Source organism: Enterobacter asburiae, assembly GCF_001521715.1.
GTDB lineage: Bacteria > Pseudomonadota > Gammaproteobacteria > Enterobacterales > Enterobacteriaceae > Enterobacter > Enterobacter asburiae.
Window position 1 is genome coordinate 4,176,892 of sequence record NZ_CP011863.1, and the last position, 24,264, is coordinate 4,201,155.

Consider the following 24,264-nt stretch of genomic DNA (forward strand, 5'->3'; position numbering starts at 1 on the left):
GAACGCTCATGCTGGCGCTGGCCGGGCTGCTGGCCATCGCGCTGTGGCTTCGTCATGACAACCTGAACCTGTCCCGTTCCTTAGCCACGGCCAACCGGGTCGCCAGCGTGCAAAAAACGGCCCTCGCCACGCTTAACCAGCAGCTGTCCCTGTCGCAGCGGATGGCCAGGGCAAATGAAAATGCCCAGGTCAGGCTCCGTGAGGAGCTTGTCACCGCGGGCGAGGAGAGGGCAAGACGGGAAGCGACTATCGGGAGATTACTCAATGAAAATGAAGCGTTACGCCGCTGGTATACCGCTCAGCTGCCTGATGCTGTCCGCAGGCTGCACACCCGCACCGCCTGCGCCTCCGCAGCCCATTGTTTACAACGCCTGCCCGAAGGTGAGCCGCTGCCCGATGCCGGGAAGCGAACCCGCCACTAACGGCGATCTCAGCGCGGATATTCGCAGGCTGGAATACGCCCTTATCGCCTGCGCGCTGCAGGTTGAAACCATCAAACACTGTCAGGATAAACTCGATGCACAAACTCAAGAGCCTGCGTCAGGCATTAATTGACGCGATCCCCCAACTCAATGCCAACCCGGAGCGCCTGCAGATGTCGGTCGGAGGCGGCAATATTGACGCCCGCCAGGCCTCCTCGCTCTCCTTTGAAAAGCAGTATGCGCTGAACGCGAAGGTTAGCGGCTTCACCGGCGACAGCGAGGGATTTTTCGTCCCGGTGCTGGCCTGGCTTCGGGAAAACCAGCCGGATATTTTTACCCTCGATGAAGGACGCAAAAACGGTTACACCTTCGCGATCGTCTTAAACGATGACGATACGATGGATATCACCATCAGCGTGCAATTAACCGAGCGAATTCTTGTTTCCCAGGATCAGGGCGCTCTGCACGCGACGTATTCCCCCGAGCCGCCGCTGCCGGAGCCCGTCACGCGGCCGAAGGCGCTGTACGTCAACGGCGAGCTGGTCAGCCAGTGGGAGGACTGATTTCCCCGCGCTGAAGGCCGCCTGGCGCCTGCTGTCTGGACCGCTTGTTGTATCATCCCGCAGAAAACCCCGTCTCGTTGCTGCCGTTCCTCCTGAACGGCATTCTCTTCTCATGAATACATTAACTTCCATGAACGGCATCGCTCGCGCGATCCGCAATCTTATTCGTATCGGTGTTGTGACCGATGTTGACCTCAACAGAGGGCTTTGTCGTGTCCAGACCGGCGGGATGAAAACCACCTGGCTGAACTGGCTAACCTGTCGTGCGGGACGTTCGCGCGTCTGGTGGGCTCCTTCCGAGGGAGAGCAGGTGCTGCTGCTGGCCATCGGCGGCGAGCTTGATACCGCCTTTGTGCTGCCCGGCATTTTCTCTGACGACCATCCGGCGCCGTCCGGGTCACCTGACGCGTTCCACGCCTCGTTCCCTGACGGCGCGGTGATCGAGTACGAACCCGGGCGCGGGGCGCTGACGGTTGCAGGCATTAAAACGGCCGATATTACCGCCTCTGAATCGCTGACCGCCACCGTGCCGGAGGTGAGGGTGACGTCAACGTCCCGCATCACGCTGGATACGCCTGAAGTGGTGTGTACCAACAAGTTAATTACTGCCTCTCTTGAAGTGCAGAAGGGCGGCGTGATGGCCGGAAATATTGAGCATTCCGGCGGTAAATTCACCTCAAACGGGGTGCAGGTGGATAACCACACGCACGGCAGTGTGCAAAGCGGCGGAAGCTGGACTAAGGGGACACAATGACTGTGCGTTACAGGGGGATGAACAGGCAGACCGGACTGAGCATTTCAGAGGTTGAACACATCCGGCAAAGCGTGCGCGACATTCTGGTTACGCCGATTGGCTCGCGGGTCATGCGGCGGGATTACGGCTCGCTGCTGGCGACGATGATCGACAGGCCTCAGAGTCCGGCGCTGCGTCTGCAAATCATGGCCGCCTGTTATTCGCGCCATCCAGAAATGGGAGCCGCGGATAAGCCTGACGGCCATCACTTTCGAGCGTTCGGAGAACGACGGGACGTTGTATGTCGATATCACCGGCACGCGCCCGACCTTCCGGGCAATCCTTATCTATCACCCATTTCACTGAGTTAAACGCTATGGCTATTGTTGATCTGAGCCAGCTCGCCGCGCCTGATGTCGTGGAGGAGGTGGATTATGAAACGCTGTTGGCAGAACGAAAGGCCACCTTTGTCTCCCTCTACCCGGAAGAGGAGCGAGGCGATTGCACGGACGCTGACGCTGGAATCCGAGCCGATTGTGAAGCTGCTACAGGAGAATGCCTACCGGGAAGTCATCTGGCGCCAGCGGGTTAATGAGGCTGCGCTGGCCGTGACGCTGGCCTATTCTTCCGGTCACGATCTGGACGTTATTGCGGCAAACAATAATACCGAACGCCTGACCATCACCCCGGGCGATGACACTACCATTCCGCCAACGGCTGCCGTCATGGAGTCTGACGCTGACCTGCGACTGCGCGCGCAGCAGGCATTTGAGGGATTGAGCGTCGCGGGGCCGGTTGGAGCCTATGAATATCATGGTCGAAGTGCCGACGGACGGGTCGCTGACGTTTCGGTTGAAAGCCCTCAGCCCGCACATGTGACGATTTCGGTGTTATCCCGTGAGGGTGATGGTACCGCTCGTCCTGAACTACTGGCGGTTGTTGAAAAAGCGCTTAATGCTGAAACCGTCCGCCCCGTAGGCGATCGTGTAACGGTCCAGTCGGCAGAAATTGTACCTTACCAGATAAACGCGACGCTCTACGTTTATCCCGGACCAGAGTCTGACCATCAGGCAAGCAGCGGAGCAGAAGCTGCAGAATTATTCAGCGCACAGCATCGCCTTGGACGCGATATCCGTCTGTCGGCCATCTATGCAGCACTTCACGTTGAGGCGTGCAGCGCGTTGAGCTGGAATCTCCCACTCTGCATTGTACTGAGTAAGTCGCAGGCCTCGAACTGTACTCGTATCAGATAGCGATCGGGGTTCGGATGAGTGAAAGGCTATTACCCGTTGGGATCACCGCTGGAAGTCGCCGCTGCCGCAGCGCTCTCGAATATTGAACGAGTGCCGGTACCGCTACGCACCTTATGGAACCCCAGCGCGTGCCCGGTGAATTTACTTCCCTACCTGGCATGGGCGCTGTCGGTAGACCGTTGGGATGAGGCGTGGCCGGAGAGCACAAAGCGCAGCGTCATTATGTCCTCGTTTTTCGTCCATCAGCACAAAGGAAACCATCAGCGCATTGCGTCGTGTGGTGGAACCGCTTGGTTTCTTGATTGAGGTGCGCGAGTGGTGCAGCTCGGTGAGGAGCCAGGCACGTTCCGTCTGGTTGTCGGTGTGCTTGATAACGGCATCACTGACGAAATGTATCAGGAGCTTGAACGGCTCATTGAGGATGCCAAACCGGCAAGTAGACACATGACCGGGCTGGCTATCAGCCTGAGCTCAACGGGAGAGTTTTATGTTGGCGCAGGATGCTATCACGGCGATGCGCTGGCTGTTTACCCCTATACCACCGAGGAACTTATTGTCGGTGGTGATTATTACCCGGCCTCGGCCATCCATTTGATTGATAACCTGAGAGTGAACGCATGACCGCAAAATATTTTGCCATACTGACGAATCAGGGCGCGGCGCGGCTAGCTAACGCGACGGCACTTGGTACGCAACTCAACCTGACGCAAATGGCGGTAGGCGACGCCAACGGAACGTTGCCAACCCCCGATCCGGCGCAGACGAAGCTCGTTAACCAAAAACGCATAGCGCCGCTGAACCTGCTCGCTGTTGACCCAAATAATACCAGCCAGATCATCGCTGAACAGATTATTCCCGAGAATGAGGGCGGTTTCTGGATCCGAGAGATCGGTCTCTATGACGACGACGGCATTCTGATCGCCGTGGCTAACTGCCCGGAGACATACAAGCCTCAGCTGCAGGAAGGCAGCGGTCGCACGCAGACCATCCGCATGATTCTGATTGTGTCGAGCACATCGTCAATTTCCCTGAAAATTGATCCCTCAGTTGTGCTGGCAACGCGTCAGTACGTTGACGATAAAGTTATCGAGGTTAAAGGCTACGCTGATGATCAGATGAAAAAGCATATTGCTGCTGATAATCCGCATAAACAGTACCCATTAATCGCCAATGCGTTAAAAGAAATTGCCGATGCGGGGTTGAGCGCTGAGGTTCTCAAAAACCTTGGTTTGGGAGCAGCTAAATACGTAACCAGTAGAGGAAGTAACGCAAATGGAGCCTGGGTAATATGGTCGGATGGAGCCATTGAGGTAATGGGGCATGGTGTAATCCTTGATAACGGCCTGGCAACGGTTAATTACCCAATCGCGCTACCAGGTATAAGCCGCTATATCAGCATTGCCGAACGCCTTTCTGCCGATCCTGGAACCGGGCCCAACTATGCTCATTCATCAATGATCATTGATGCCTTAACAACAAATGTTGGTTTCAAAGCTCGCTGCACAATGTCCGCAACGGGCGCCCCATCAAATAATGGTTTTTCGTGGAGAGTTTATTATGCGCCTGTTTAATCCGAATACTATGACAGAGGTTATACCCGGCTTTCATGATACTGCCGGGGTGATTGAGCTGCCTGCTGATAACTGGTTTTTCAGGACTTCAGAAATACCGAAAGGGATGCGCCTTGATGTAAATGACAAAGGTGAACCCGTTCTTTTAGAAATTAAAAATGAAATGACAGAAAAGGGTGAGGTTGACGCCATCTGATTGATACAAAACGTCGGTTTAGGAGAAGGGTCAGCCTTGCCGGTGGGCGTTCCCATACCCTGGCCGTCAGCAACCCTCCCGGCCGGGTATTTGAAATGTAACGGAGCACAATTTTCATTAGCACAGTATCCGAAGCTGGCTATTGCTTATCCCTCCGGCACGCTTCCTGATTTACGCGGCGTCTTTATTCGTGGCTGGGATGATGGGAGAGGCATTGATAGTGGGCGTACAATTTTGTCATATGCCGCCGATAAGCTGCGGAAACACACCCACGCGTTATTGTTTGGTAATGGTGACGGGTCGCAAACTCCCGCTATACATGAATTTTATCGCAAGAGTTCATCAACAACCTATTTTGCCTATTCGGGAAGTAGTGGCGTGTATTTAACAGAAGAGGGGCAAAATGAAACAGCGCCTTGCAACGTCGCATTCAATTACATCGTGAGGGCTGCATAATGTCTAAGGCGGAATTAAACAGCGATCATATTGCCGTAGTGGCCGGTGATATTACTGTATTTAACTATGACGGAATGACGCGCGAATATATTTCATCATCAGTAGAGTTTTTGCACGTAGGCGTAGGTATTCCGGCTAATTCGTGTGTAGATGCGCCTGGCAAAATAAAAGACGGCTTTACCGTTTGCAGAACCAACGATAACAAAACCTGGGAAGACGTTGCCGATCATCGCGGCGAGACAGTATACAGCACGCGGACCGGGGAGAAAATTACCATCACAGCACCGGGTGATTATCCGCAGGACACCACGGCACAGGCTCCATCTACGCCATATGATCAATGGGATGGCAGCCAGTGGTTAACGGACCCGACAGCGCGGCACGCTGCGGACGTGATGGCAGCAGAACAGACGAAAGCTGTGTTATTGGCGGAGGCGACGGCAATCATTGCACCACTGGCAGATGCTCAGGCTGGAGGCTACATTGAAGATGCTGACGTGCCACGCCTGACCGAATGGCAGCGATACCGATACAAGCTGACTAAAGTCGATACCAGCATCGCGCCTGACGTTACTTTTCCACCGAAGCCGGAGGTGTAGGCCATACGGGTTTTGTTGTATCAACACGCATCAGCAAGACCCGGTATTTTTTCCATTCAGACAGTGCAGTAGTTTCTTTATCTGTTGCCATGCCTAAATCAACAGCATCCTGAAGCGGCGCGATAATCGCCGCTGCCTCCGTCAATAACGCCGCTTTCCGAAACTCCGTAGCGAAAATTTGTTCTTCTTGAGATGGTGGCGGTGCATCTATCCAGCATGGTTTGCCATTAACATCTGGGGCGCGAGTCTTGCCTTCTGGCGGTGTACCGCTATATATCGTGAAAATATCTTCGTCTACATCAGCGCCATTTTCAGGCCATACATTCGCTCGCTTATAATCATCAATTAATGCCCAGGGATAAAAAGAATTCGTATCTCCAGAATATCTGTATTTCATTATCAATACCCCACCGCTATATATGAGAGGTTGAATCCACCGGCACCACTCATCCATGCCTGAAACCCTGTTCTGGTTTGAGTTCCTACGACGACTCCATAAGACATTGACGTCCCCTGAGCCGCACCACCTGACGTGACGTCAGACCACGTAAGATTGACTACGGCCCCTGAGGCAAATGCAACCGGAAATGTAGCGCTTGATAGATTTGAACCAATGCCAAATCCCAGCGATCCTTTTTGAATAATTAGCCCACCTACAGTCTTGACCCAGTTAGAGCCATAACCCTGATAGCTCATATCTGGTATCTGGTTCGCGCCCGTGCCAATGTCCCGTTTTGCCGCTTCTTTTAAACCAAGGTTTTCGAAAATGCGTGTTTATCCATTAAATGGCATGATTTCCGGATTTGACGGAGAGAAATACCATGCTTATTGGATACATACGCGTGTCAACAAATGAACAAAACACCGCCTTACAGCGTGACGCGCTGCAGCGTTCAGGATGTGAGCTGATTTTTGAAGATAAAATCAGCGGTAAATCGACAAACAGACCGGGACTTAATCGTGCCCTCAGACAACTTAATGCGGGAGATACTCTCGTTGTATGGAAACTCGATCGTCTCGGGCGCAGTATGCGCCACCTTGTTTCAATGACCGAGGAACTACGCCAGCGAAGTATTAATTTCCGCAGTTTGACTGATAGCATTGATACCTCAACGCCAATGGGGCGTTTCTTCTTCCATATCATGGGGGCGCTTGCTGAAATGGAGCGTGAACTCATTGTCGAGAGGACGTGCGCCGGGCTAGCCGCAGCGCGGGAACAGGGACGAATTGGTGGCAGACGCCCTAAATTGACGCAGGATGAATGGGCTCAGGCTGGCAGGCTGATTGCTGCCGGGGAATCCCGACAGCGCGTTGCGTTAATTTTTGATGTGGGTATTTCCACGCTTTATAAAAAATTCCCCGCCACGATAGTCGGACAATCGTTGTGCCAGCGGCCGCTGGACAGGGATGGTTAGCTCATAGCAAGCCCAGCCGCGACAATATCACTCACCAACTAACCAAGGAGTTAAACGGATGAGTGATTTTCACCACGGCGTGGAAGTTATCGAAATCAACGATGGCACCCGCACCATTTCCACCGTCTCGACGGCAATCATCGGCATGGTCTGTACGGCCAGCGATGCTGACGACAAGACATTTCCTTTAAACGAGCCCGTGCTCATTACCAACGTGCAAAACGCGATTGCGAAAGCCGGCAAGGCGGGGACGCTGTCCGCTTCTCTGCAGGCGATCGCCGACCAGTGCAAACCGGTTGTCGTGGTCGTTCGCGTAGCCGAAGGTACCGCTGAAACCCCGGAAGAGGCGCGCAAGCAGACCGTTTCCAACATCATCGGTACCACAGATGAAAACGGTAAATATACCGGCCTGAAGGCGCTTCTCACGGCGAAAACGGTAACCGGCGTTAAGCCGCGTATTCTCGGCGTGCCGGGGCTGGACTCTCAGGAAGTGGCGACCGCACTGGCCGCCATGTGCCAGAGCCTGCGCGCGTTCGGCTATGTCAGCGCGTGGGGATGTAAAACCATTTCTGAGGCGATTAACTACCGCAAAAACTTCAGCCAGCGCGAGCTGATGGTTATTCATCCTGATTTTCTGGCATGGGATACCACCACGAACGCAACGACGACGGCCTGGGCTACCGCCCGTGCGCTTGGCCTGCGCGCCAAAATCGACCAGACAATTGGCTGGCATAAAACCCTGTCAAACGTTGGCGTCAGCGGCGTTACCGGCGTAAGCGCCTCTGTCTCCTGGGATCTGCAGGAACAGGCTACCGATGCGAACCTGCTCAACCAGGCTGGCGTCACCACGCTGATTCGCAACGACGGCTTCAAATTCTGGGGTAACCGAACCTGTTCAGACGATCCGTTATTCGTCTTTGAAAACTACACCCGTACCGCACAGGTGCTGGCCGATACCATGGCGGAAGCGCACGCGTGGGCGATGGATAAACCCATCACGCCAACGCTTATCCGCGACATCGTTTCCGGTATTAACGCCAAGTTCCGCGAGCTGAAAACCAACGGCTATATCGTTGACGGCTCCTGCTGGTATGACCCTGAGTCGAACGATGCAACCACCCTGAAAGCGGGGAAACTGTATATCGATTACGACTACACCCCTGTCCCGCCGCTGGAAAATCTGACCCTGCGCCAGCGCATCACCGATACCTATCTGGCAGACCTGTCAGATTCGGTTAACAGCTAAGGAGCTGAAGCATGGCGTTACCACGCAAACTTAAATACCTGAATATGTTCAACGATGGCCTGAGCTATATGGGCGTTGTTGAGTCTGTGACCCTACCGAAGCTTACCCGCAAGCTGGAGAAGTATCGCGGCGGCGGTATGCCGGGCTCGGTCTCTGTCGACCTCGGCCTGGACGATGATGCCCTGGCGCTGGAGTGGACCGTTGGCGGTCTGCCGGACGCCGCGCTGTGGGCGCAGTATGCCTCTCCGGGCGCGGACAGCGTGCCGCTGCGCTTTACCGGCTCTTATCAGCGCGATGATACCGGCGAAATCTCCGCCGTCGAAATCGTCATGCGCGGCCGTCATAAAGAGTTTGATGGCGGTGAAAACAAGCAGGGCGAGAGCGGCACCACCAAGATGTCCACCGAGTGCGCTTACTACCAGCTGACCATTGATGGCAAAGAGATCATCGAAATCGACATCACCAACATGGTGCTCAAAGTCGATGGCGTCGATCGCCTGGCAGAACACCGTAAGGCCATCGGCCTGTAACCCCTTAACCGGCCGGGATTACCGGCCGGTGAATTAACTTTCAGAAGAGTAACGAAATGGAAAATATCAACGAGACCGCCATGAACGAAAGTGAAAACCCACATATCGTCACGCTTGATAGCCCCGTTCAGCGCGGTGAGCAAAAAATTGAAAAGGTGACGGTTTCTAAACCCAATGCGGGGACACTGCGCGGCGTATCGCTGGCGTCGCTGGCACAATCTGACGTTGATGCGCTGATTAAGGTGCTGCCGCGAATGACCTCGCCGGCGCTGACCGAGCATGAGGTTGCGCGCCTGGACGCCTGCGATCTGCTCTCTTTTGCAGGTAAGGTGATCGGTTTTTTGTCACCGGCTTCGGCTCGCTGAAATTTCCCGAAAATGTGTCGGTCGACGATCTGATGGCGGATATCGCGGTGATTTTTCACTGGCCGCCGTCAGAACTGTACTCCCTGAGCGTGACCGAACTCCTCTTATGGCGCGAAAAAGCGCTGCAGCGAAGCGGAAACCACCATGAGTAATAATGTCAGTCTTCAGGAGCTGCTTAAGGCAGTCGACCGGGCAACCCGACCGCTTAACGCTCTCCAGAACGCCAGCCTCACTCTCGCGAGCGATATCCGCGATGCGCAGACGGCGCTGGGGGCGCTCGATGAGCAGGCGGGGCGCATTAACGGCTTCAGAAAAGCAAATGCCCGGCTCGCCACGACGGAGCAGTCGCTTGCTCAGGCGAAACAGCAGGCCGCGGCGCTGGCGGTGCAGTTTAAAAACACGCAAAACCCCAGCCAGGCGCAGGCTGATGCGCTGACTACAGCCCGAAAATCGGCGGCCGACCTTAAGCTTGAGTACAACAGCTTACGCTACTCGTTACAGCGTCAGCGCGCTGAACTCGCTCAGGCGGGAGTCAACACGCGCACGCTCTCGTCTGATGAGCGTCGTTTACGAACTCACATCAGCGAAAAAACGCAGCAGCTTAACCGACAGCGGGATGCGCTGGCCCGCGTCAATCAGCAGCAGGAGCGGCTGAGTACCGTTCAGAATCGCTACGAGTCAGGCAAACGCGTTACCGCGCGGGTGAGTCAGCTTGCGAATGCGGGCGTGGGCATGGCAAAAGCGGGATTTGACCAGACGTCCCGGTTTATGGCGCCTGGCATCAGCTTTGAAAAGCAGATGTCGGCCATTCAGGCAAACCTTGGCCTGGCGAAGGGGGATTCCCGGCTTGAGGCGATTCGCCAGCAGGCGCGGGAGGTCAGCGCCAGGACCGGAGTACCTGCAGATACGGTCCTCCGGGCACAAACCGAACTGACTCGTTCAGGCTATGACGCCGATGGGCTGCTTGCGGCCACCGCGCCAACGGTCAACCTCAGCCTGGCGGGGAGTGTCGACGCGGCTAAAGCGGCCGATATGATCGCCAGCACGCAGGCCGCGTACAGCCTGGCCGATGCGGACGCGGGACGCATCGCAGATGTGCTTACGCGCGGTTTTACCTCTTCGAATACCAGCCTCGCTGAGATGGTGGCGGCCGTCACCGCCGCTGCGCCCGCTGCGGATGCCGCCGGTATGGGGCTTGAAGAGACCACCGCGCTGCTTGGCGTTCTGGCGGAAAAAGGGATGAAAGGCGCCGCCGCGGGGGACGCGCTCAGCGCGATGTTGCGCCATGTTCAGACTCCGGATGCCATAAAAGCCGCGGGGACGCTGGCTTCCGCTGCGGGTGATGGATCGCTTGATGAAAAACGCCAGCAGTTGCAGGGGGCAAAGGGCAGTACCGCGCTCGCGGCTTCCGTGCAGACCGATAATCTTGACGGCGATATCAACCGATTCCAGGCCGCGTGGAGCGGGTTGAAGATTGATGTGTTTGATAAAGCGGATGGCGCTCTGCGCAACCTGATAACAACCGCAACCGGCTGGCTTGGCACGGCCTCCCTTTGGGTAAATGCCAACCCTGAGCTGACGCAGACCCTCGCCAGCATCGTTGTCGGCGCACAGGCGTTTGCTGGCGTACTGGGTGGCGTAGGCACGGTTATCGGCCCGGTTCTGACGGGCGTCAATATGGTTATTACCGCGGCCGGGATGTTGGGAACGGTATTCAGCGTGGTGGGCGGCGCCATCATGACGGTGCTGGGTGCCCTTAGCTGGCCGGTGATCGCCCTTGGCGCGGCGATTGCTGCCGGCGCCTTACTGATTTTTAAATACTGGGAGCCCATCAGCGCCTTCTTTGGTGGGGTGATGGAAGGGCTTTCGACGGCTTTCGCACCGCTGGGTGCGCTGTTCTCACCGGTGATGGCGGTGTTTGACTCTATCTCGGAGAAGCTGGGCGGTATCTGGCAATGGTTCACCGACTTGATTACGCCGATCAAGGCGACGCAGGAAACGCTGGATGGCTGTAAAAACGCTGGCGTGATTTTTGGTCAGGCGCTGGGCGATGCGTTAATGGCACCGCTCGATCTCTTTAATAGCCTGAGCGGCAAGGCCAGCTGGCTGCTGGAGAAGCTCGGTATTATCAAAAACGAGTCGGGCGATCTCGACGCCGCTGCGGCAAAAGCAGAAGCGGCATCCTCACCGGCGGGCAGCGCTTATATTCCGGGCGCGGGGATCTCTGGCGGCAGACTGGGGTATCAGCCGACCATCGCTACTGGAGGACGCTCTTACGTCGATCAGAGTAAAAGCGAATATAACATCACGCTGCAGGGGGGCACGGCCTCCGGAACGGATCTGACGCGTCAAATCCGGGAGACGATAGATAATATTGAACAGGATAAAGCGAGACGGCAGCAATCCAGCTTTATGTATAGTTGAGGAGAGAGAAAATGTTAATGGTGCTGGGTCTGTTTGTCTTTGAACGACGAACCTTACCGTATCAGTCAATGATATTCACAAAAGACTACCGCTGGGCATCCAGCGCTCGCATCGGGAAACCCAAAGCCTGGCAGTACCTTGGCGAAGGTGAGACATCCTTTAGCCTCTCCGGCTTACTTTACCCGGAACTCACGGGAGGGCGGCTTTCCCTCAAGGCGGTTGAGCTGATGGCAAATGAGGGGCGGGCATGGCCGTTGATAGACGGTACCGGCATCATTCACGGCATGTTTATCATTGATAAAGTCACGCACACGCATTCGGATTTTTACAGTGACGGTATCGCTCGAAAAATTGAGTTTACCCTGTCGCTAAAACGCGTGGACGAATCGCTGATGACGACGTTTGGCGACCTGCGAACGCAGGCCTCAGAGCTGGTGGAAAGCGCACGGAATAGCATTGGAGGGCTGGTGGGATGATCACCGAAATGAATATCCGGGCGGGTGGAAAAATCGCCCCTGATTTTATGCTTAAGCTTGACGATCGTGATATCACGCAAAATTTCAGCCATCGTCTTATCAGCCTGACCATGACCGACAAACGGGGGCTGGAAGCCGATCAGCTGGATATTCTGCTGGATGATTCCGACGGGCTGCTGGACTTGCCTGCCCGGGGGGCAAGGCTGTCCTTATGGCTGGGATGGGAGGGAACCCCGCTCGAGGAGAAAGGGGACTTTACGATTGATGCGATTCATTTCCGGGGCGCGCCGGACACGCTGACCATCCAGGGATTCAGCGCAGATTTTCGTGGAAAGCTAAACGTGCGGCGCGAACAGTCGTGGCATGACACGACGATTGGCGCGATAGTCGATACCATCGCTCAGCGTAACCAGTTGACCGCCAGCGTCGCGTCGGGGCTTGCATCCATCGCCATCTCTCATATTGACCAGTCTCAGGAGACAGACGCGGCCTTCCTCTCCCGCCTTGCTGAACGTAATGGAGCATTTGTTTCAATCAAAGCCGGGAAGATTATCTTTATGAAAGCGGGCCAGGCCGTGACGGCCAGCGGCACTCCGCTTTCCTTAATGATGATTGAACGTGGGGATGGCGATAAGCACCTTTTTTCCATAACTGACCGTGAAAATTATTCCGGCGTAACGGCCAAATGGCTGCAAACGCGTGACCCCAAACAACAAAATACTCAATTGAGTATTAATCGTCAGTCCGGAGGGCAGCAGACAGAAGCACTGCAGCACCCGGATGCCGCCGCACCGGTAGCGGGAGCAGCAGGCAAGGAGCAGAAACCGCAAGAGAGGCTGGTGGGATCGGCGGAGAACGTATTTGAGCTCACCACTGTTTATGCCTCTGAAGAGCAGGCGCTCAGGGCTGCAGAGGCGAAGTGGCGCGCGCTTCAGCGGGGAACCGTAGAGTTTTCCATCCAGCTTGCCCTGGGACGCGCCGATCTGTTCCCCGAAACGCCGGTGCTGGTAAACGGTTTTAAACGCGTCATCGACGAGCAGGCGTGGATCATCAGCGAGGTGGTGCATACCCTCAACGATAGCGGATTTACCACGCAGCTTAAGCTTGAGCTGAACGTCAGCGACGAAAAATTTACTGTTGATAGTGAGTAATGTAGTTGCTATTGGTTTTGTTTTGGGTATTATTGATTCACAAAATGTGAATCAAGTGGAGGGGTACATGTTTCATTGTCCTAAGTGCAAGCACTCTGCGCATGCGCGTACCAGTCGCTATCTAAGTGAAAATACCAAAGAGCGCTATCACCAGTGCACCAATGTGGACTGCAGCTGTACGTTCGTGACGATGGAGTCCGTGGAGCGCCTGATCGCGACCCCGGGCGCCTCTGAGCGTGTCCGAACGGCTTCGCTGAACCACGGTTAGCGGCTGCGTCACCGGCTCAAAAAACCAATAAAAAAGCCACTCAATAGAGTGGCTTAATCATATGATTCTAAAACTAAAATTTGGTGGCCCCTGCTGGACTTGAACCAGCGACCAAGCGATTATGAGTCGCCTGCTCTAACCACTGAGCTAAGGGGCCGTGGCGGTGAATTATAAAGTAACTCCCCGCAGCAATCCAGCCATTCACACCTGCCTGCTGTTTTTATAAACAACGCATAATCAATCCTTTATACTTCCCTGACGATGTATCGAGCGGGAGTAAAGATGATCAACGATATTCTGGCCCCTGGCCTGCGGGTGGTGTTCTGCGGAATCAACCCGGGTAAGTCCTCGGCGCACACCGGTTTTCACTTTGCCCATCCGGGTAATCGCTTCTGGAAGGTGATCTACCAGGCCGGGTTTACCGACAGGCTACTCAAGCCCGAAGAGGAACAGCATCTGCTGGACACGCGCTGCGGGATCACCATGCTGGTCGAGCGGCCTACGGTACAGGCGAGCGAGGTCAACCTGCATGAACTGCGCAGCGGCGGACGGGAGCTGATCAAGAAGATAGAGGATTATCAGCCGGCCGCGCTGGCGATCCTCGGCAAGCAGGCCTACGAGCAGGCATTTAGCCAGCGTGGAACGCAGTGGGGCAAGCAGAGCATCATGATTGGCGTTACGCAGGTGTGGGTGCTGCCGAACCCGAGCGGGCTCAACAGGGCGACGCTGGATAAGCTGGTTGAGGCGTATCGGGAGCTGGATGAGGCGCTTATGGTGCGGGGGCTGTAATCCTCTGCGGCCTGATGCCCTTACTCTGACCCTCTCCCACAGGGAGAGGGTATAAATAAAAAAAAGCTCCCGATTGGGAGCTTTTTCACTGTCAGGACCGATTAATCGTCCAGGAAGCTACGCAGCACTTCAGAGCGGCTTGGATGACGCAGCTTGCGCAGCGCCTTCGCTTCGATCTGACGGATACGTTCGCGGGTAACGTCGAACTGTTTACCCACTTCTTCCAGCGTGTGGTCGGTGTTCATATCAATACCGAAACGCATGCGCAGGACTTTTGCTTCACGGGCGGTCAGGCCAGCCAGAACGTCGTGCGTCGCAGCGCGCAGGCTCTCGGTGGTGGCAGAGTCCAGCGGCAGCTCGAGGGTGGTATCCTCGATGAAATCACCCAGATGCGAATCTTCATCATCACCGATTGGTGTTTCCATGGAGATTGGCTCTTTGGCGATCTTCAGCACTTTACGGATCTTGTCTTCTGGCATCAGCATGCGCTCGGCCAGCTCTTCCGGCGTCGGCTCGCGGCCCATCTCCTGCAGCATCTGGCGGGAGATACGGTTGAGCTTGTTGATGGTCTCAATCATATGCACCGGAATACGGATGGTGCGCGCCTGATCCGCGATAGAGCGGGTGATAGCCTGACGGATCCACCAGGTTGCGTAGGTGGAGAACTTGTAACCACGACGGTATTCAAACTTATCTACCGCTTTCATCAGACCAATGTTGCCTTCCTGAATCAGATCCAGGAACTGCAGACCACGGTTGGTGTATTTCTTGGCGATAGAGATAACCAGACGCAAGTTCGCTTCAACCATCTCTTTCTTCGCACGGCGGGCTTTCGCTTCACCGATGGACATACGACGGTTGATGTCTTTAACCTGCTCGATGGTCAGGCCGGTCTCTTCTTCAATCTGATGCAGTTTCTGCAGGCCGCGATGCACATCGTCCTTCACGTCGTGCAGTTTTTCAGACCACGGCTTGTTCATCGCGATAGCCGCGTTGAACCAGGTCTCGCTGGTTTCGTTGCCGGTGAAGAGGGTGATGAAGTTCTTCTTCGGCATTTTGCACTGCTCAACGCACAGCTTCATGATGATGCGTTCCTGGGTACGTACGCGATCCATCATCACGCGCATGCTGTTCACCAGGTAGTCGAACTGTTTTGGCACCAGGCGGAACTGTTTGAATACTTCAGACAGCTTCAGGATCTCTTCCTGTGCGGCTGCATGGCTGCGGCCTTTCGCTTTGATGGTGTCACGCGTCACTTCGTACTGGGTACGCAGCTCGGCAAACTTCTCACGCGCCAGCTCCGGGTCGATGCTGTTGTCATCGTCCGCGGTGTCGTCGTCGCTCTCTTCCTCATCTTCGTCTTCGTCATCATCCATCTCTTCCTGAGACAGTTCAGAACCGACGTGAGTGGCGGTAGGCGCCATATCTTCTTCGGCGTTCGGGTCGACAAAACCGGTGATCAGGTCAGACAGGCGCGCTTCTTCCGCTTCAACGCGATCGTACTGCTCCAGCAGATAGGTGATCGCTTCCGGGTACTCGGCGACAGAGCACTGAACCTGGTTGATCCCGTCTTCGATGCGTTTTGCGATGTCAATTTCGCCTTCGCGGGTCAACAGTTCAACGGTACCCATTTCGCGCATGTACATGCGGACCGGGTCAGTGGTACGCCCGATTTCAGATTCCACGCTGGACAGTACCTGTGCAGCAGCTTCTTCCGCATCTTCGTCAGTGTTGTTGGAGGTTTCAGCCAGCAACAGATCATCGGCATCCGGTGCTTCTTCCATCACCTGAATGCCCATGTCATTGATCATTTGGATGATATCTTCGATTTGATCTGAATCGACGATATCTTCCGGCAGATGGTCATTGACCTCGGCATAGGTCAGATAGCCTTGCTCCTTACCACGTTGGACAAGAAGTTTCAGCTGTGACTGCGGGTTTTGCTCCATAAGACGGTATCCACACTTAATTCGTTTGATTGGTGTCGGCGATGGGGCTGCCAACCTTTAAAGCGAGGGCGTACTTATATTTTTGCCGCTGCCTCTCAGTGCGGCTGCCGGGGGCTTCCCGATCGATATTCGGCACTTAAGCCGTTAAATTTTTTATTTCTTCGCCAGTTCCTGGTTAATCATCCAGAGCTCCCGGCGTTCTTCGCTGCTTAAACCGTGTGTGCGCTCGCGAGCTATCAACTCTTCCTGGCGCAGCTCAAGCATCGAATCAAACATATGGTTGAGTGAGTCGGTGAACGTTTTTTCTGCAATGTCCTTATCTGCTATATCGTCCCACATCGACAATTTTTCAAGGGTAGCGGCCTCTTTTGTGCCGCGATAATGCTCTAAAAGTTGTCCGGTGGTCAGACCTGGCTGAGACAAACACGTGTTGACCAGTTCTGAAAATAAGCCAAGCCCGGGCAATTTTTCGTGGTTTAAACCCGCCAGCGACGGCACCTGCGGTGCGAGCTCGGGGTTTTGGACCAGCAACCCTATCAGTATACGCATGGTTGTGCGTTTTAGCTGAGGCGCGGGGCGAACCGCACCGTTTTCAGCCTGTTTTGGCATTAAACGTTCAAGCTGGCTGTCATCCAGAATGCCGAGCTTGTTGCCTAACTCCTGACGCAGATAGATGCGCAGCGTTTCGCCGGGCACCTGGCTGATTAACGGCAGCGCCAGCGTACTGAGCTGCGCGCGCCCGTCAGGAGTACTCAAATCGACCTGCGGCATCAGGCTGTTAAACAAAAACGTGGAGAGCGGCTGAGCCTGCTCCATCCGCGCTTCAAACGCCGCTTTGCCCTCTTTACGCACCAGCGTATCCGGGTCTTCGCCGTCGGGCAGAAACATAAAGCGTAGCTGACGCCCGTCGGTCATATACGGCAGCGCGGTTTCCAGCGCACGCCAGGCGGCGTCGCGTCCTGCGCGGTCACCGTCGTAACAGCAGATGACGTTGTTGGTCACCCGGAACAGCAGTTGAATATGATCGGCGGTGGTGGACGTCCCTAACGACGCAACCGCGTAGTTGATGTCGTACTGCGCCAGTGCCACGACGTCCATATAGCCTTCGACGACCAGAAGACGCGGAGGTTCCGCATTATTCTGCTGCGCCTCATAAAGGCCGTACAGCTGGCGGCCCTTATGGAAAATATCGGTTTCCGGGGAGTTGAGGTATTTCGGCAGGGCATCACCCAGCACGCGACCACCAAAACCAATTACCCGGCCACGCTTGTCGCGGATCGGGAACATTACCCGTTCGCGGAAGCGGTCGTAGCTTCGTCCCTGGTCGTTGGTGACCAGCATGCCTGCATCGATGAGAGACTTACGATCTTCGCTATTGCCGCCAAAACGCTTTAACACGTTGTCCCAGCCGGGCGGGGCGTAACCAATAGCGAAACGCGCAATGACATCGTCGCTCAGTCCGCGCTTGTTCAGATACTGACGCGCAGGCTCAGCCGCAGATTGCTTAAGAGACTGTTGGTAAAACGAATTCAGGCCATCCATCAGTTGATACAGCGTTTGCCGTTGATGGCGCTCGATCTGACTTGGCCCACTGCCTGCTTCATACGGCACTTCAAGGTTATGCATCGCCGCCAGCTCTTCGACGGTTTCAACGAACTCGAGCTTGTCGTAGTTCATCAAAAAATCGACGGCATTACCGTGTGCGCCACAGCCGAAGCAATGGTAGAACTGCTTTTCACCGTTTACGGTGAAGGAGGGGGTTTTTTCGTTATGGAACGGGCAGCACGCATGGTAGTTCTTGCCCTGCTTTTTTAGCTTTACCCGCGCGTCGATGAGATCGACGATGTCGGTTCTGGCAAGCAGGTCATTGATGAAAACGCGTGGGATTCTTCCGGCCATATGCCCCAAAATTTTAAGCGACTTATAAACGAAAACAAGCCGCGCATTCCTTCCGGAAGCACGGCCTTACGACTATTACTCTGTCTGTCAATTGAGGGCTGAGGCCCTCAACCAATTAGTACAGACGAGTACGGCGTGCGTTTTCGCGAGCCAGTTTCTTCGCGTGACGTTTCACAGCGGAAGCTTTAGCGCGCTTACGTTCGGTCGTTGGTTTTTCATAAAACTCACGACGACGAACTTCAGCCAGAACACCTGCTTTCTCGCATGAACGTTTGAAGCGACGCAGTGCTACGTCGAACGGCTCGTTTTCACGTACTTTAATTACCGGCATGTAACTCTCACCTTTAATAAATTCGGTTTGCCGCTGGCATCAACGCCAGCTTATTTCAAAATGGTGCGGAATTTTACTGCAAATGCTGCTGCTTTGTAAAGCACCGATGCGATTTTGAAAGGGACTTTAATAAGGGTGAGGAGTATACACGAGCCTTCTTCCTGGGGCGAACAAAGTTTTACATCAACCCGCCCAGGCTCTACACTGCGCGGTATTGAAACGAGGTAAAACAAGTCATGCGTGTACTGGGTATTGAAACATCCTGCGATGAAACCGGCATCGCCATTTACGACGACGAAAAAGGGCTTCTGGCCAACCAGCTGTATAGTCAGGTGAAATTGCACGCTGACTACGGCGGCGTCGTACCTGAACTGGCCTCTCGTGACCACGTGCGTAAAACGGTTCCCCTGATTCAGGCGGCGCTGAAAGAAGCGGGGTTAACGGCAAAAGAGATTGATGCAGTGGCGTATACCGCAGGCCCGGGCCTGGTCGGCGCGCTGCTGGTTGGCGCAACGGTTGGCCGTTCGCTGGCGTTTGCGTGGGATGTGCCGGCGATCCCGGTTCACCATATGGAAGGGCACCTTCTGGCACCGATGCTGGAAGAGAATCCGCCTGAATTCCCGTTTGTGGCGCTGCTGGTCTCCGGCGGCCATACGCAGCTGATTAGCGTAACGGGCATTGGCAAGTATGAGCTGCTGGGCGAGTCGATCGACGATGCCGCCGGTGAAGCCTTCGACAAAACCGCCAAGCTGCTGGGTCTGGATTACCCGGGCGGCCCGATGCTGTCTAAAATGGCGTCGCAGGGAACGGAAGGGCGCTTTGTCTTCCCGCGTCCGATGACCGACCGTCCGGGGCTGGATTTCAGCTTCTCCGGGCTGAAAACCTTCGCGGCGAATACGATTCGCAATAACGATGACAGCGAACAGACCCGCGCCGATATCGCCCGTGCGTTCGAAGATGCGGTGGTGGACACCCTGATGATCAAGTGCAAGCGCGCGCTGGATCAGACCGGCTTTAAGCGTCTGGTGATGGCGGGCGGCGTCAGCGCTAACCGCACGCTGCGCGCGAAGCTCGCCGAGATGATGCAAAAGCGTCGCGGGGAAGTGTTCTATGCCCGTCCGGAATTTTGTACCGATAACGGCGCGATGATCGCTTACGCCGGAATGGTGCGCCTGAACGCGGGCGCTACGTCCGACCTGAGCGTGTCCGTGCGTCCGCGCTGGCCGCTGGCGGAACTGCCGGAGGCGTAATCCCTCACCCTAACCCTCTCCCAAAGGGAGAGGGGATCGTTTGATTACACCCTCAACATCCCTTTCTCTTCCAGAAACGCAATAATTGTCGCTAACCCGTCACCCGCCTTCAGGTTGGTAAACGTCCACGGACGCTCGCCGCGCATGCGGTTGGTATCGCGCTCCATCACCTCCAGCGACGCACCGACGTACGGCGCGAGGTCGGTTTTATTGATCACCAGAAAATCGGATTTGGTGATCCCCGGCCCGCCCTTGCGCGGAATTTTTTCCCCTTCGGCCACGTCGATCACGTAGATGGTCAGATCCGCCAGCTCGGGCTGAACGTCGCGCTCAGGTTATCGCCGCCGCTTTCAACGAAGATCAGATCCAGATTGCCGAACTTTTCGCTTAGCGCCTCTACCGCCGCCAGGTTCATCGACGCATCTTCACGAATGGCGGTATGCGGGCAGCCTCCCGTCTCTACGCCCACGATGCGCTCCGGCTCCAGCGCGCCAGCCTCGGTCAGGATGCGCTGATCCTCTTTGGTGTAGATATCGTTGGTCACCACCGCAAGATGGTAGGTATCGCGCATCGCCTTGCAGAGCGCTTCCAGCAGCGCGGTTTTGCCCGACCCTACCGGGCCGCCTACGCCCACGCGCAGGGGATGTTTGTAATCAGCCATGTTGACTCCTCAGGAACGGAATAGTCGTGAATATTGGGTTTCGTGGCGCGCGGAGGCGATGGCGGACAGCGGCGTTGCTGCCCCCAGCGCGTCGTCGCTACGCAAAAATGCCTGTTCAAGCCCGGCGGCGTAGTGGTCGCTCAGGTCGATAATCAGCTGCTGCGCGGCCTGTTGCCCAAACGGCACCAGCTTGACGCCCGCCATCACCGCGCTCTCCATCCAGCTGTAGCCGAGGCTCAGCGCCAGCTCGCGCGCGCTAATGCCCCAGCGCACGCCGAGCCAGGCCATGCCGCAGAGCTGGCTTTGCATAAACAGCGGCAGCCATTCGGGCGGACAGTCAGGTTCCCAGCTCTTAATCAGCCGCGTAAACGCCGCCCCACGGTTGCGCTCCTCTTCGCGCAGCTCGCGCGTTTCCCGGCAGGCGAGAAGGTATGCAGTCCAGCGTTTTGCATTTGTAAGAGAGCTTTGCTCACAGGCCTGATAAAGACGGATAAACAGCGGCAGGTCGACGCAGAAAAAGCTCTGCTCCATCTGGTGGATTTGCCAGCGTTTGAACGCGTCGGCATCGGTGACCCAGCCAGCCTCAACGGCCCACTCCAGCCCCTGCGACCAGGTAAACGACCCGACCGGCAGGCTGCTGCTGGAGAGCTGCATCAGACGCAGCCTCTGGCGGGCGTGCTCCATCAGCTCATCAGCGCCAGCAGGGCAGAGACGATCAGCCCGCCGCCGAAGGTTTTACGCAGGCCGTCGTGACGGCGCAGCAGCAGCCCCGCGGCAAAGCTGGCGCACAGCACCGTGGCGCTGGCGAGCATAAAGCCGCTGGTGAAGAGCCAGAAGCTGTGGCCGGACATCTCCACGCCGTGCGCCCAGCCGTGGAACATCGCCAGGGCAGGTACCGCCAGCAGCAGACGGTTTTCAGTTTTAAACATCATCACGCCGGATACCGCCAGCGAGGCGATAATCAGCATCTCCATACCGCTGAAGCTGCCGAGCAGGCTGCCCGCAATGGCGCCGACAAGCATCATCCCGAGGGTGGCAAACGGCAGCAGGAGTTTGCGGCCGCTCAGCGCCGAGAGCACGCCCGCACCGGTGAGCATCAGCAGGTGATCGAGCCCGGTCAGCGGGTGGAGAAAACCGGCCTGAAAGCTGTCGGTGCCGTGGCCGGGATGCGCGAGCGCGGGAACGGAAAAAGCCAGCAGTAACAGCGGTAAATACTTGCGCATGATGGATCCTTAATGTGAATGAGCGTGAGAATGGCTGTGGCTGTGGGCATCGCTGGTGTAAGCGCCCGCTTCCGGTTCAAACGGCAGGCTGGCGTAGGCCACTTCCAGCCCGAACTGGCGCAGCATGTCGTCGAGAACGTGGTCGTGGTGATAGCGCAGCTCGCCGGGCATGATTTGCAGCGGCACGTGGCGGTTGCCCAGGTGATAGCAGGCGCGGGCGAGCAGGAACGGATCGGCGCAGCGCACCACGGAAACTGACTCCGGGGCGGCGATCACTTCGATGACCTCGCTGCCGTCGTCGGTAGTCAGCAGGTCGCCCCCGCGCAGCAGCAGGCCGCGCGGCAGCATCAGCCCTGCTTCGCGGCCGTCGTTCAGCGATACGCGGGCGCGGCTTTTCACCCGCACGTCAATCGGCAGCGTGACGCTGGCGGTAATCGGATGCGCATGGTCCAGGCGTTGGGTTAAATAGATCATCATCACTCCTCAAAACAGGAAATAGCGTTGCGCCATCGGCAGAACGTCAGCCGGTTCGCTGGTTATCAGTTCACCGTCGACGCGCACCTCGTAGGTTTGCGAATCGACGGTGATATTTGGCTGCAGGCCGTTGTGGATCATGTCCGCCTTTTTCACCGTTCGGCAGCCTTTCACCACCGCGGTGGCGCTCTGCAGGTTGAGCTGCTGCGGGATGCCGTTCGCACTGGCGGCCTGCGAGATAAACGTCAGCCGGGTGGCGTGGCGCGCGGCGCCCAGCGCGCCAAACATCGGGCGATAATGCACCGGCTGCGGCGTGGGGATCGAGGCGTTGATATCGCCCATCGGCGCGCAGGCGATCATTCCGCCCTTGACGATGGTGGCAGGCTTCACGCCGAAGAACGCCGGGGACCAGACCACCAGATCCGCCAGCTTGCCCGCCTCAATCGAACCGACTTCGTGGGCGATGCCGTGCGTGAGCGCCGGGTTGATGGTGTATTTAGCGACGTAGCGCTTTACGCGGAAGTTGTCGTTCTCGCCGGTCTCTTCCGGCAGCGCGCCGCGCTGGACCTTCATGCGGTGCGCGACCTGCCAGGTGCGGATAATCACTTCCCCGACGCGGCCCATGGCCTGCGAATCTGACGAGGTGAGCGAGAACGCGCCGATGTCGTGCAGCACGTCTTCCGCGGCGATGGTCTCCCGGCGAATGCGGGATTCGGCAAACGCCACGTCCTCGGCGATATCCGGATCGAGGTGATGGCACACCATCAGCATGTCGAGATGCTCGTCGATGGTGTTTACCGTGTAGGGCAAGGTCGGATTGGTGGAAGAGGGCAGAATATTCGGGTGCGCGCAGGCGGTGATGATATCCGGCGCGTGGCCGCCGCCCGCGCCTTCGGTGTGGAAGGTGTGGATGGTGCGCCCGGCGATAGCCGCCAGCGTGTCTTCGACAAAACCGGACTCGTTCAGCGTGTCGCTGTGCAGCGCCACCTGAATATCCATCTCGTCTGCCACCTCCAGCGAGCAGTTGATCGCCGCAGGCGTCGCTCCCCAGTCTTCGTGGATCTTCAGCCCGATGGCGCCCGCGGCAATCTGCTCGCGCAGGGCGTCCGGGTTGGAGCCGTTACCCTTGCCGAGCAGGCCGATATTCACCGGCAGCGTATCGGCAGCCTGCAGCATGCGGGCGATATACCACGGCCCCGGCGTACAGGTGGTGGCGTTGGTGCCCGCCGCCGGTCCGGTGCCGCCGCCGATCATGGTGGTGACGCCGGAGACCAGCGCCTCTTCCGCCTGCTGCGGGCAGATCCAGTGGATGTGGGTGTCGATCCCGCCAGCGGTGACGATCTTCCCCTCGGCGGCAATCACCTCCGTTGCCGCGCCAATCGGGATCGTCACGCCGGGCTGAATGTCCGGATTTCCGGCTTTGCCAACGGCGAAGATCCGCCCGTTCTTGACGCCAATATCGGCTTTTACGATCCCCCAGTGATCGACGATCAGCGCGTTGGTGAGAACCAGATCCACGCAGCCGTCAGCGGTCATCTGCCCCTGGCCCATACCGTCGCGGATCACCTTTCCGCCGCCGAATTTGACCTCTTCGCCGTAGACCGTGAGATCGTCTTCCACTTCGATCCACAGCTCGCTGTCGGCTAGCCGCACTTTATCTCCGGTGGTGGGGCCGAACATATCGGCATACGCCTGGCGTGAAATATCAGCCATGTTTCACCTCGCCCATTACCTCACCGCGAAAACCGAAAATGCGCTGCGCCCCCGTGACCTGAACCAGCGTCACTTCCCGCTTCTGGCCGGGCTCGAAGCGCACGGCGGTGCCCGCCGGGATGTTCAGTCGGAAGCCTTTGGTGGCTTCCCGATCGAACTTCAGCGCCGGGTTGACCTCGTAAAAGTGATAGTGCGATCCGACCTGGATCGGCCTGTCGCCGTGATTTTCGACAACCACGCGTTGGGTTTCACGCCCGACGTTGAGGGCAATCGTTCCGGGCTGGATCTGGTATTCACCTGGGATCAT

At 56.7% G+C, this 24,264-nt stretch carries 29 protein-coding genes, 1 tRNA gene and 4 pseudogenes; 22 read left to right on the top strand and 12 right to left on the bottom strand.

Annotation, left to right across the window (positions count from 1 at the left end):
• Positions 1-8 precede the first annotated feature (8 nt).
• The 11 genes and pseudogenes from lysB (at position 9) to ACJ69_RS20285 (ending at position 5,793) form a co-directional block, all read left to right on the top strand.
• Positions 9-422, top strand: coding sequence for an Rz-like lysis system protein LysB (gene lysB / locus ACJ69_RS20245; protein ID WP_282102316.1), 414 nt, complete (start codon positions 9-11; stop codon positions 420-422).
• Positions 310-555 carry an Rz1-like lysis system protein LysC gene (gene lysC, locus ACJ69_RS25785; protein ID WP_153252511.1) on the top strand — a complete coding sequence of 82 codons (246 nt, stop codon included), beginning with the start codon at positions 310-312 and terminating at the stop codon, positions 553-555. The genes lysB and lysC overlap by 113 nt, the downstream gene beginning before the upstream one ends.
• A complete protein-coding gene (locus ACJ69_RS20250) occupies positions 518-985 on the top strand; it encodes a phage tail protein (RefSeq protein ID WP_047646381.1) in 468 nt (155 codons plus the stop codon). The genes lysC and ACJ69_RS20250 overlap by 38 nt, the downstream gene beginning before the upstream one ends.
• Before the next feature lie 112 nt (positions 986-1,097).
• The gene (locus ACJ69_RS20255; RefSeq protein ID WP_054830240.1) at positions 1,098-1,739 is read left to right on the top strand and encodes a phage baseplate assembly protein V; all 642 of its coding nucleotides are present in this window, start codon (positions 1,098-1,100) and stop codon (positions 1,737-1,739) included.
• Positions 1,736-2,042: pseudogene (locus tag ACJ69_RS20260) on the top strand (GPW/gp25 family protein); the annotation flags it as partial. The gene ACJ69_RS20255 and the pseudogene ACJ69_RS20260, both read left to right, overlap by 4 nt.
• A gap of 52 nt (positions 2,043-2,094) precedes the next feature.
• Positions 2,095-2,971, top strand: a pseudogene (locus ACJ69_RS20265) (baseplate J/gp47 family protein).
• Positions 2,972-2,985: 14 nt separating this feature from the next.
• Positions 2,986-3,592: pseudogene (locus ACJ69_RS20270) on the top strand (phage tail protein I).
• The gene (locus ACJ69_RS20275) at positions 3,589-4,542 is read left to right on the top strand and encodes a phage tail protein (protein WP_081051451.1); all 954 of its coding nucleotides are present in this window, start codon (positions 3,589-3,591) and stop codon (positions 4,540-4,542) included. Before ACJ69_RS20270 ends, ACJ69_RS20275 begins: the two are co-directional and overlap by 4 nt.
• A complete protein-coding gene (locus ACJ69_RS20280) occupies positions 4,529-4,738 on the top strand; it encodes a hypothetical protein (protein ID WP_054830421.1) in 210 nt (69 codons plus the stop codon). The genes ACJ69_RS20275 and ACJ69_RS20280 overlap by 14 nt, the downstream gene beginning before the upstream one ends.
• Before the next feature lie 90 nt (positions 4,739-4,828).
• Positions 4,829-5,194: a phage tail protein gene (locus ACJ69_RS24595; RefSeq protein WP_233424634.1), complete on the top strand. Its 366-nt coding sequence runs from the start codon at positions 4,829-4,831 to the stop codon at positions 5,192-5,194.
• Positions 5,194-5,793 (top strand): tail fiber assembly protein, encoded by a 600-nt coding sequence (locus tag ACJ69_RS20285; protein WP_054830420.1) that lies wholly within the window; start codon positions 5,194-5,196, stop codon positions 5,791-5,793. Before ACJ69_RS24595 ends, ACJ69_RS20285 begins: the two co-directional genes overlap by 1 nt.
• Here ACJ69_RS20285 and ACJ69_RS20290 read toward each other — a convergent pair.
• Entirely contained in the window at positions 5,765-6,190 is a 426-nt protein-coding gene (locus tag ACJ69_RS20290) for a tail fiber assembly protein (RefSeq protein ID WP_059347857.1), read from the bottom strand. The two genes, ACJ69_RS20285 and ACJ69_RS20290, sit on opposite strands and share 29 nt — an antisense overlap.
• Before the next feature lie 2 nt (positions 6,191-6,192).
• The gene (locus ACJ69_RS26055; RefSeq protein WP_428845528.1) at positions 6,193-6,489 is read right to left on the bottom strand and encodes a gp53-like domain-containing protein; all 297 of its coding nucleotides are present in this window, start codon (positions 6,487-6,489) and stop codon (positions 6,193-6,195) included.
• A gap of 125 nt (positions 6,490-6,614) precedes the next feature.
• Here ACJ69_RS26055 and ACJ69_RS20295 point away from each other — a divergent pair, with 125 nt between their 5' ends.
• The 9 genes from ACJ69_RS20295 to ACJ69_RS20335 all read left to right on the top strand — a co-directional run bounded on the left by ACJ69_RS20295 (position 6,615) and on the right by ACJ69_RS20335 (position 13,668).
• The gene (locus ACJ69_RS20295) at positions 6,615-7,208 is read left to right on the top strand and encodes a recombinase family protein (RefSeq protein WP_029741762.1); all 594 of its coding nucleotides are present in this window, start codon (positions 6,615-6,617) and stop codon (positions 7,206-7,208) included.
• Positions 7,209-7,266: 58 nt separating this feature from the next.
• The gene (locus tag ACJ69_RS20300) at positions 7,267-8,454 is read left to right on the top strand and encodes a phage tail sheath protein (RefSeq protein ID WP_059347623.1); all 1,188 of its coding nucleotides are present in this window, start codon (positions 7,267-7,269) and stop codon (positions 8,452-8,454) included.
• 11 nt (positions 8,455-8,465) lie between these two features.
• A complete protein-coding gene (locus tag ACJ69_RS20305; protein WP_054830273.1) occupies positions 8,466-8,984 on the top strand; it encodes a phage major tail tube protein in 519 nt (172 codons plus the stop codon).
• A gap of 56 nt (positions 8,985-9,040) precedes the next feature.
• Positions 9,041-9,349 (top strand): phage tail assembly protein, encoded by a 309-nt coding sequence (locus ACJ69_RS20310; protein ID WP_029741760.1) that lies wholly within the window; start codon positions 9,041-9,043, stop codon positions 9,347-9,349.
• A gap of 32 nt (positions 9,350-9,381) precedes the next feature.
• A complete protein-coding gene (locus ACJ69_RS20315) occupies positions 9,382-9,501 on the top strand; it encodes a GpE family phage tail protein (protein WP_023616176.1) in 120 nt (39 codons plus the stop codon).
• Positions 9,494-11,773, top strand: a complete 2,280-nt coding sequence (locus ACJ69_RS20320; RefSeq protein ID WP_059347625.1) for a phage tail tape measure protein — start codon at positions 9,494-9,496, stop codon at positions 11,771-11,773. The genes ACJ69_RS20315 and ACJ69_RS20320 overlap by 8 nt, the downstream gene beginning before the upstream one ends.
• 11 nt (positions 11,774-11,784) lie before the next feature.
• Entirely contained in the window at positions 11,785-12,249 is a 465-nt protein-coding gene (locus tag ACJ69_RS20325; protein ID WP_059347627.1) for a phage tail protein, read from the top strand.
• Positions 12,246-13,400 (top strand): phage late control D family protein, encoded by a 1,155-nt coding sequence (locus ACJ69_RS20330; RefSeq protein WP_047646373.1) that lies wholly within the window; start codon positions 12,246-12,248, stop codon positions 13,398-13,400. The genes ACJ69_RS20325 and ACJ69_RS20330 overlap by 4 nt, the downstream gene beginning before the upstream one ends.
• A gap of 67 nt (positions 13,401-13,467) precedes the next feature.
• Positions 13,468-13,668 (top strand): ogr/Delta-like zinc finger family protein, encoded by a 201-nt coding sequence (locus tag ACJ69_RS20335; protein WP_029741756.1) that lies wholly within the window; start codon positions 13,468-13,470, stop codon positions 13,666-13,668.
• An 81-nt stretch (positions 13,669-13,749) separates the two neighbouring features.
• On the opposite strand, the gene ACJ69_RS20340 is transcribed toward ACJ69_RS20335, so the two are convergent.
• Positions 13,750-13,825: transfer RNA gene (locus tag ACJ69_RS20340), tRNA-Ile, on the bottom strand.
• Positions 13,826-13,950: 125 nt separating this feature from the next.
• Here ACJ69_RS20340 and mug point away from each other — a divergent pair.
• Positions 13,951-14,457, top strand: coding sequence for a G/U mismatch-specific DNA glycosylase (gene mug / locus ACJ69_RS20345; RefSeq protein WP_029741755.1), 507 nt, complete (start codon positions 13,951-13,953; stop codon positions 14,455-14,457).
• A gap of 101 nt (positions 14,458-14,558) precedes the next feature.
• Here the strand turns inward: mug and rpoD are convergent, their stop codons facing one another.
• The 3 genes from rpoD to rpsU all read right to left on the bottom strand — a co-directional run bounded on the left by rpoD (position 14,559) and on the right by rpsU (position 18,636).
• On the bottom strand, positions 14,559-16,406 hold the full coding sequence (gene rpoD, locus ACJ69_RS20350) for an RNA polymerase sigma factor RpoD (protein ID WP_023309228.1): 1,848 nt from the start codon (positions 16,404-16,406) through the stop codon (positions 14,559-14,561).
• Between the two features lie 153 nt (positions 16,407-16,559).
• Complete coding sequence (gene dnaG / locus ACJ69_RS20355; protein WP_029741754.1) at positions 16,560-18,305, bottom strand: DNA primase; 1,746 nt, start codon at positions 18,303-18,305, stop codon at positions 16,560-16,562.
• Between the two features lie 115 nt (positions 18,306-18,420).
• The gene (rpsU, locus tag ACJ69_RS20360; protein WP_001144069.1) at positions 18,421-18,636 is read right to left on the bottom strand and encodes a 30S ribosomal protein S21; all 216 of its coding nucleotides are present in this window, start codon (positions 18,634-18,636) and stop codon (positions 18,421-18,423) included.
• A gap of 236 nt (positions 18,637-18,872) precedes the next feature.
• On the opposite strand from rpsU, the gene tsaD reads away from it, so the two are divergent.
• On the top strand, positions 18,873-19,886 hold the full coding sequence (tsaD, locus tag ACJ69_RS20365) for a tRNA (adenosine(37)-N6)-threonylcarbamoyltransferase complex transferase subunit TsaD (RefSeq protein ID WP_032650276.1): 1,014 nt from the start codon (positions 18,873-18,875) through the stop codon (positions 19,884-19,886).
• Between the two features lie 44 nt (positions 19,887-19,930).
• Here tsaD and ureG read toward each other — a convergent pair.
• The 6 genes and pseudogenes from ureG to ACJ69_RS20395 form a co-directional block, all read right to left on the bottom strand.
• Positions 19,931-20,547: pseudogene (ureG, locus tag ACJ69_RS20370) on the bottom strand (urease accessory protein UreG).
• A 9-nt stretch (positions 20,548-20,556) separates the two neighbouring features.
• A complete protein-coding gene (locus ACJ69_RS20375) occupies positions 20,557-21,231 on the bottom strand; it encodes an urease accessory protein UreF (RefSeq protein WP_059347629.1) in 675 nt (224 codons plus the stop codon).
• Entirely contained in the window at positions 21,231-21,770 is a 540-nt protein-coding gene (locus ACJ69_RS20380) for a HupE/UreJ family protein (RefSeq protein WP_059347631.1), read from the bottom strand. The genes ACJ69_RS20375 and ACJ69_RS20380 overlap by 1 nt, the downstream gene beginning before the upstream one ends.
• A gap of 9 nt (positions 21,771-21,779) precedes the next feature.
• Entirely contained in the window at positions 21,780-22,244 is a 465-nt protein-coding gene (gene ureE, locus ACJ69_RS20385) for an urease accessory protein UreE (RefSeq protein WP_047646368.1), read from the bottom strand.
• 9 nt (positions 22,245-22,253) lie between these two features.
• Positions 22,254-23,957, bottom strand: a complete 1,704-nt coding sequence (ureC, locus tag ACJ69_RS20390; protein WP_059347633.1) for an urease subunit alpha — start codon at positions 23,955-23,957, stop codon at positions 22,254-22,256.
• The gene (locus ACJ69_RS20395) at positions 23,950-24,264 is read right to left on the bottom strand and encodes an urease subunit beta (RefSeq protein WP_045404057.1); all 315 of its coding nucleotides are present in this window, start codon (positions 24,262-24,264) and stop codon (positions 23,950-23,952) included. The genes ureC and ACJ69_RS20395 overlap by 8 nt, the downstream gene beginning before the upstream one ends.

Excerpts from the sequence above, each read along its gene's own strand:
- ACJ69_RS20250 (WP_047646381.1), top strand. The coding sequence starts at position 518 with ATGCACAAACTCAAGAGCCTGCGTCAGGCATTAATTGACGCGATCCCC.
- ACJ69_RS20375 (WP_059347629.1), bottom strand. The coding sequence starts at position 21,231 with ATGGAGCACGCCCGCCAGAGGCTGCGTCTGATGCAGCTCTCCAGCAGC.
- ureC (WP_059347633.1), bottom strand. The coding sequence starts at position 23,957 with ATGGCTGATATTTCACGCCAGGCGTATGCCGATATGTTCGGCCCCACC.
- ACJ69_RS20285 (WP_054830420.1), top strand. The coding sequence starts at position 5,194 with ATGTCTAAGGCGGAATTAAACAGCGATCATATTGCCGTAGTGGCCGGT.
- ACJ69_RS20315 (WP_023616176.1), top strand. The coding sequence starts at position 9,382 with ATGGCGGATATCGCGGTGATTTTTCACTGGCCGCCGTCAGAACTGTAC.
- rpsU (WP_001144069.1), bottom strand. The coding sequence starts at position 18,636 with ATGCCGGTAATTAAAGTACGTGAAAACGAGCCGTTCGACGTAGCACTG.
- mug (WP_029741755.1), top strand. The coding sequence starts at position 13,951 with ATGATCAACGATATTCTGGCCCCTGGCCTGCGGGTGGTGTTCTGCGGA.
- ACJ69_RS20290 (WP_059347857.1), bottom strand. The coding sequence starts at position 6,190 with ATGAAATACAGATATTCTGGAGATACGAATTCTTTTTATCCCTGGGCA.
- dnaG (WP_029741754.1), bottom strand. The coding sequence starts at position 18,305 with ATGGCCGGAAGAATCCCACGCGTTTTCATCAATGACCTGCTTGCCAGA.
- ACJ69_RS20325 (WP_059347627.1), top strand. The coding sequence starts at position 11,785 with ATGTTAATGGTGCTGGGTCTGTTTGTCTTTGAACGACGAACCTTACCG.
- ACJ69_RS20275 (WP_081051451.1), top strand. The coding sequence starts at position 3,589 with ATGACCGCAAAATATTTTGCCATACTGACGAATCAGGGCGCGGCGCGG.
- ACJ69_RS20395 (WP_045404057.1), bottom strand. The coding sequence starts at position 24,264 with ATGATCCCAGGTGAATACCAGATCCAGCCCGGAACGATTGCCCTCAAC.
- ACJ69_RS20310 (WP_029741760.1), top strand. The coding sequence starts at position 9,041 with ATGGAAAATATCAACGAGACCGCCATGAACGAAAGTGAAAACCCACAT.
- ACJ69_RS20295 (WP_029741762.1), top strand. The coding sequence starts at position 6,615 with ATGCTTATTGGATACATACGCGTGTCAACAAATGAACAAAACACCGCC.
- tsaD (WP_032650276.1), top strand. The coding sequence starts at position 18,873 with ATGCGTGTACTGGGTATTGAAACATCCTGCGATGAAACCGGCATCGCC.
- ACJ69_RS20305 (WP_054830273.1), top strand. The coding sequence starts at position 8,466 with ATGGCGTTACCACGCAAACTTAAATACCTGAATATGTTCAACGATGGC.
- ACJ69_RS20380 (WP_059347631.1), bottom strand. The coding sequence starts at position 21,770 with ATGCGCAAGTATTTACCGCTGTTACTGCTGGCTTTTTCCGTTCCCGCG.
- ACJ69_RS20300 (WP_059347623.1), top strand. The coding sequence starts at position 7,267 with ATGAGTGATTTTCACCACGGCGTGGAAGTTATCGAAATCAACGATGGC.
- ACJ69_RS20280 (WP_054830421.1), top strand. The coding sequence starts at position 4,529 with ATGCGCCTGTTTAATCCGAATACTATGACAGAGGTTATACCCGGCTTT.
- ACJ69_RS26055 (WP_428845528.1), bottom strand. The coding sequence starts at position 6,489 with ATGAGCTATCAGGGTTATGGCTCTAACTGGGTCAAGACTGTAGGTGGG.
- ACJ69_RS20320 (WP_059347625.1), top strand. The coding sequence starts at position 9,494 with ATGAGTAATAATGTCAGTCTTCAGGAGCTGCTTAAGGCAGTCGACCGG.
- rpoD (WP_023309228.1), bottom strand. The coding sequence starts at position 16,406 with ATGGAGCAAAACCCGCAGTCACAGCTGAAACTTCTTGTCCAACGTGGT.
- ACJ69_RS20330 (WP_047646373.1), top strand. The coding sequence starts at position 12,246 with ATGATCACCGAAATGAATATCCGGGCGGGTGGAAAAATCGCCCCTGAT.
- lysC (WP_153252511.1), top strand. The coding sequence starts at position 310 with ATGCTGTCCGCAGGCTGCACACCCGCACCGCCTGCGCCTCCGCAGCCC.
- ACJ69_RS20255 (WP_054830240.1), top strand. The coding sequence starts at position 1,098 with ATGAATACATTAACTTCCATGAACGGCATCGCTCGCGCGATCCGCAAT.
- ureE (WP_047646368.1), bottom strand. The coding sequence starts at position 22,244 with ATGATCTATTTAACCCAACGCCTGGACCATGCGCATCCGATTACCGCC.
- ACJ69_RS20335 (WP_029741756.1), top strand. The coding sequence starts at position 13,468 with ATGTTTCATTGTCCTAAGTGCAAGCACTCTGCGCATGCGCGTACCAGT.
- lysB (WP_282102316.1), top strand. The coding sequence starts at position 9 with ATGCTGGCGCTGGCCGGGCTGCTGGCCATCGCGCTGTGGCTTCGTCAT.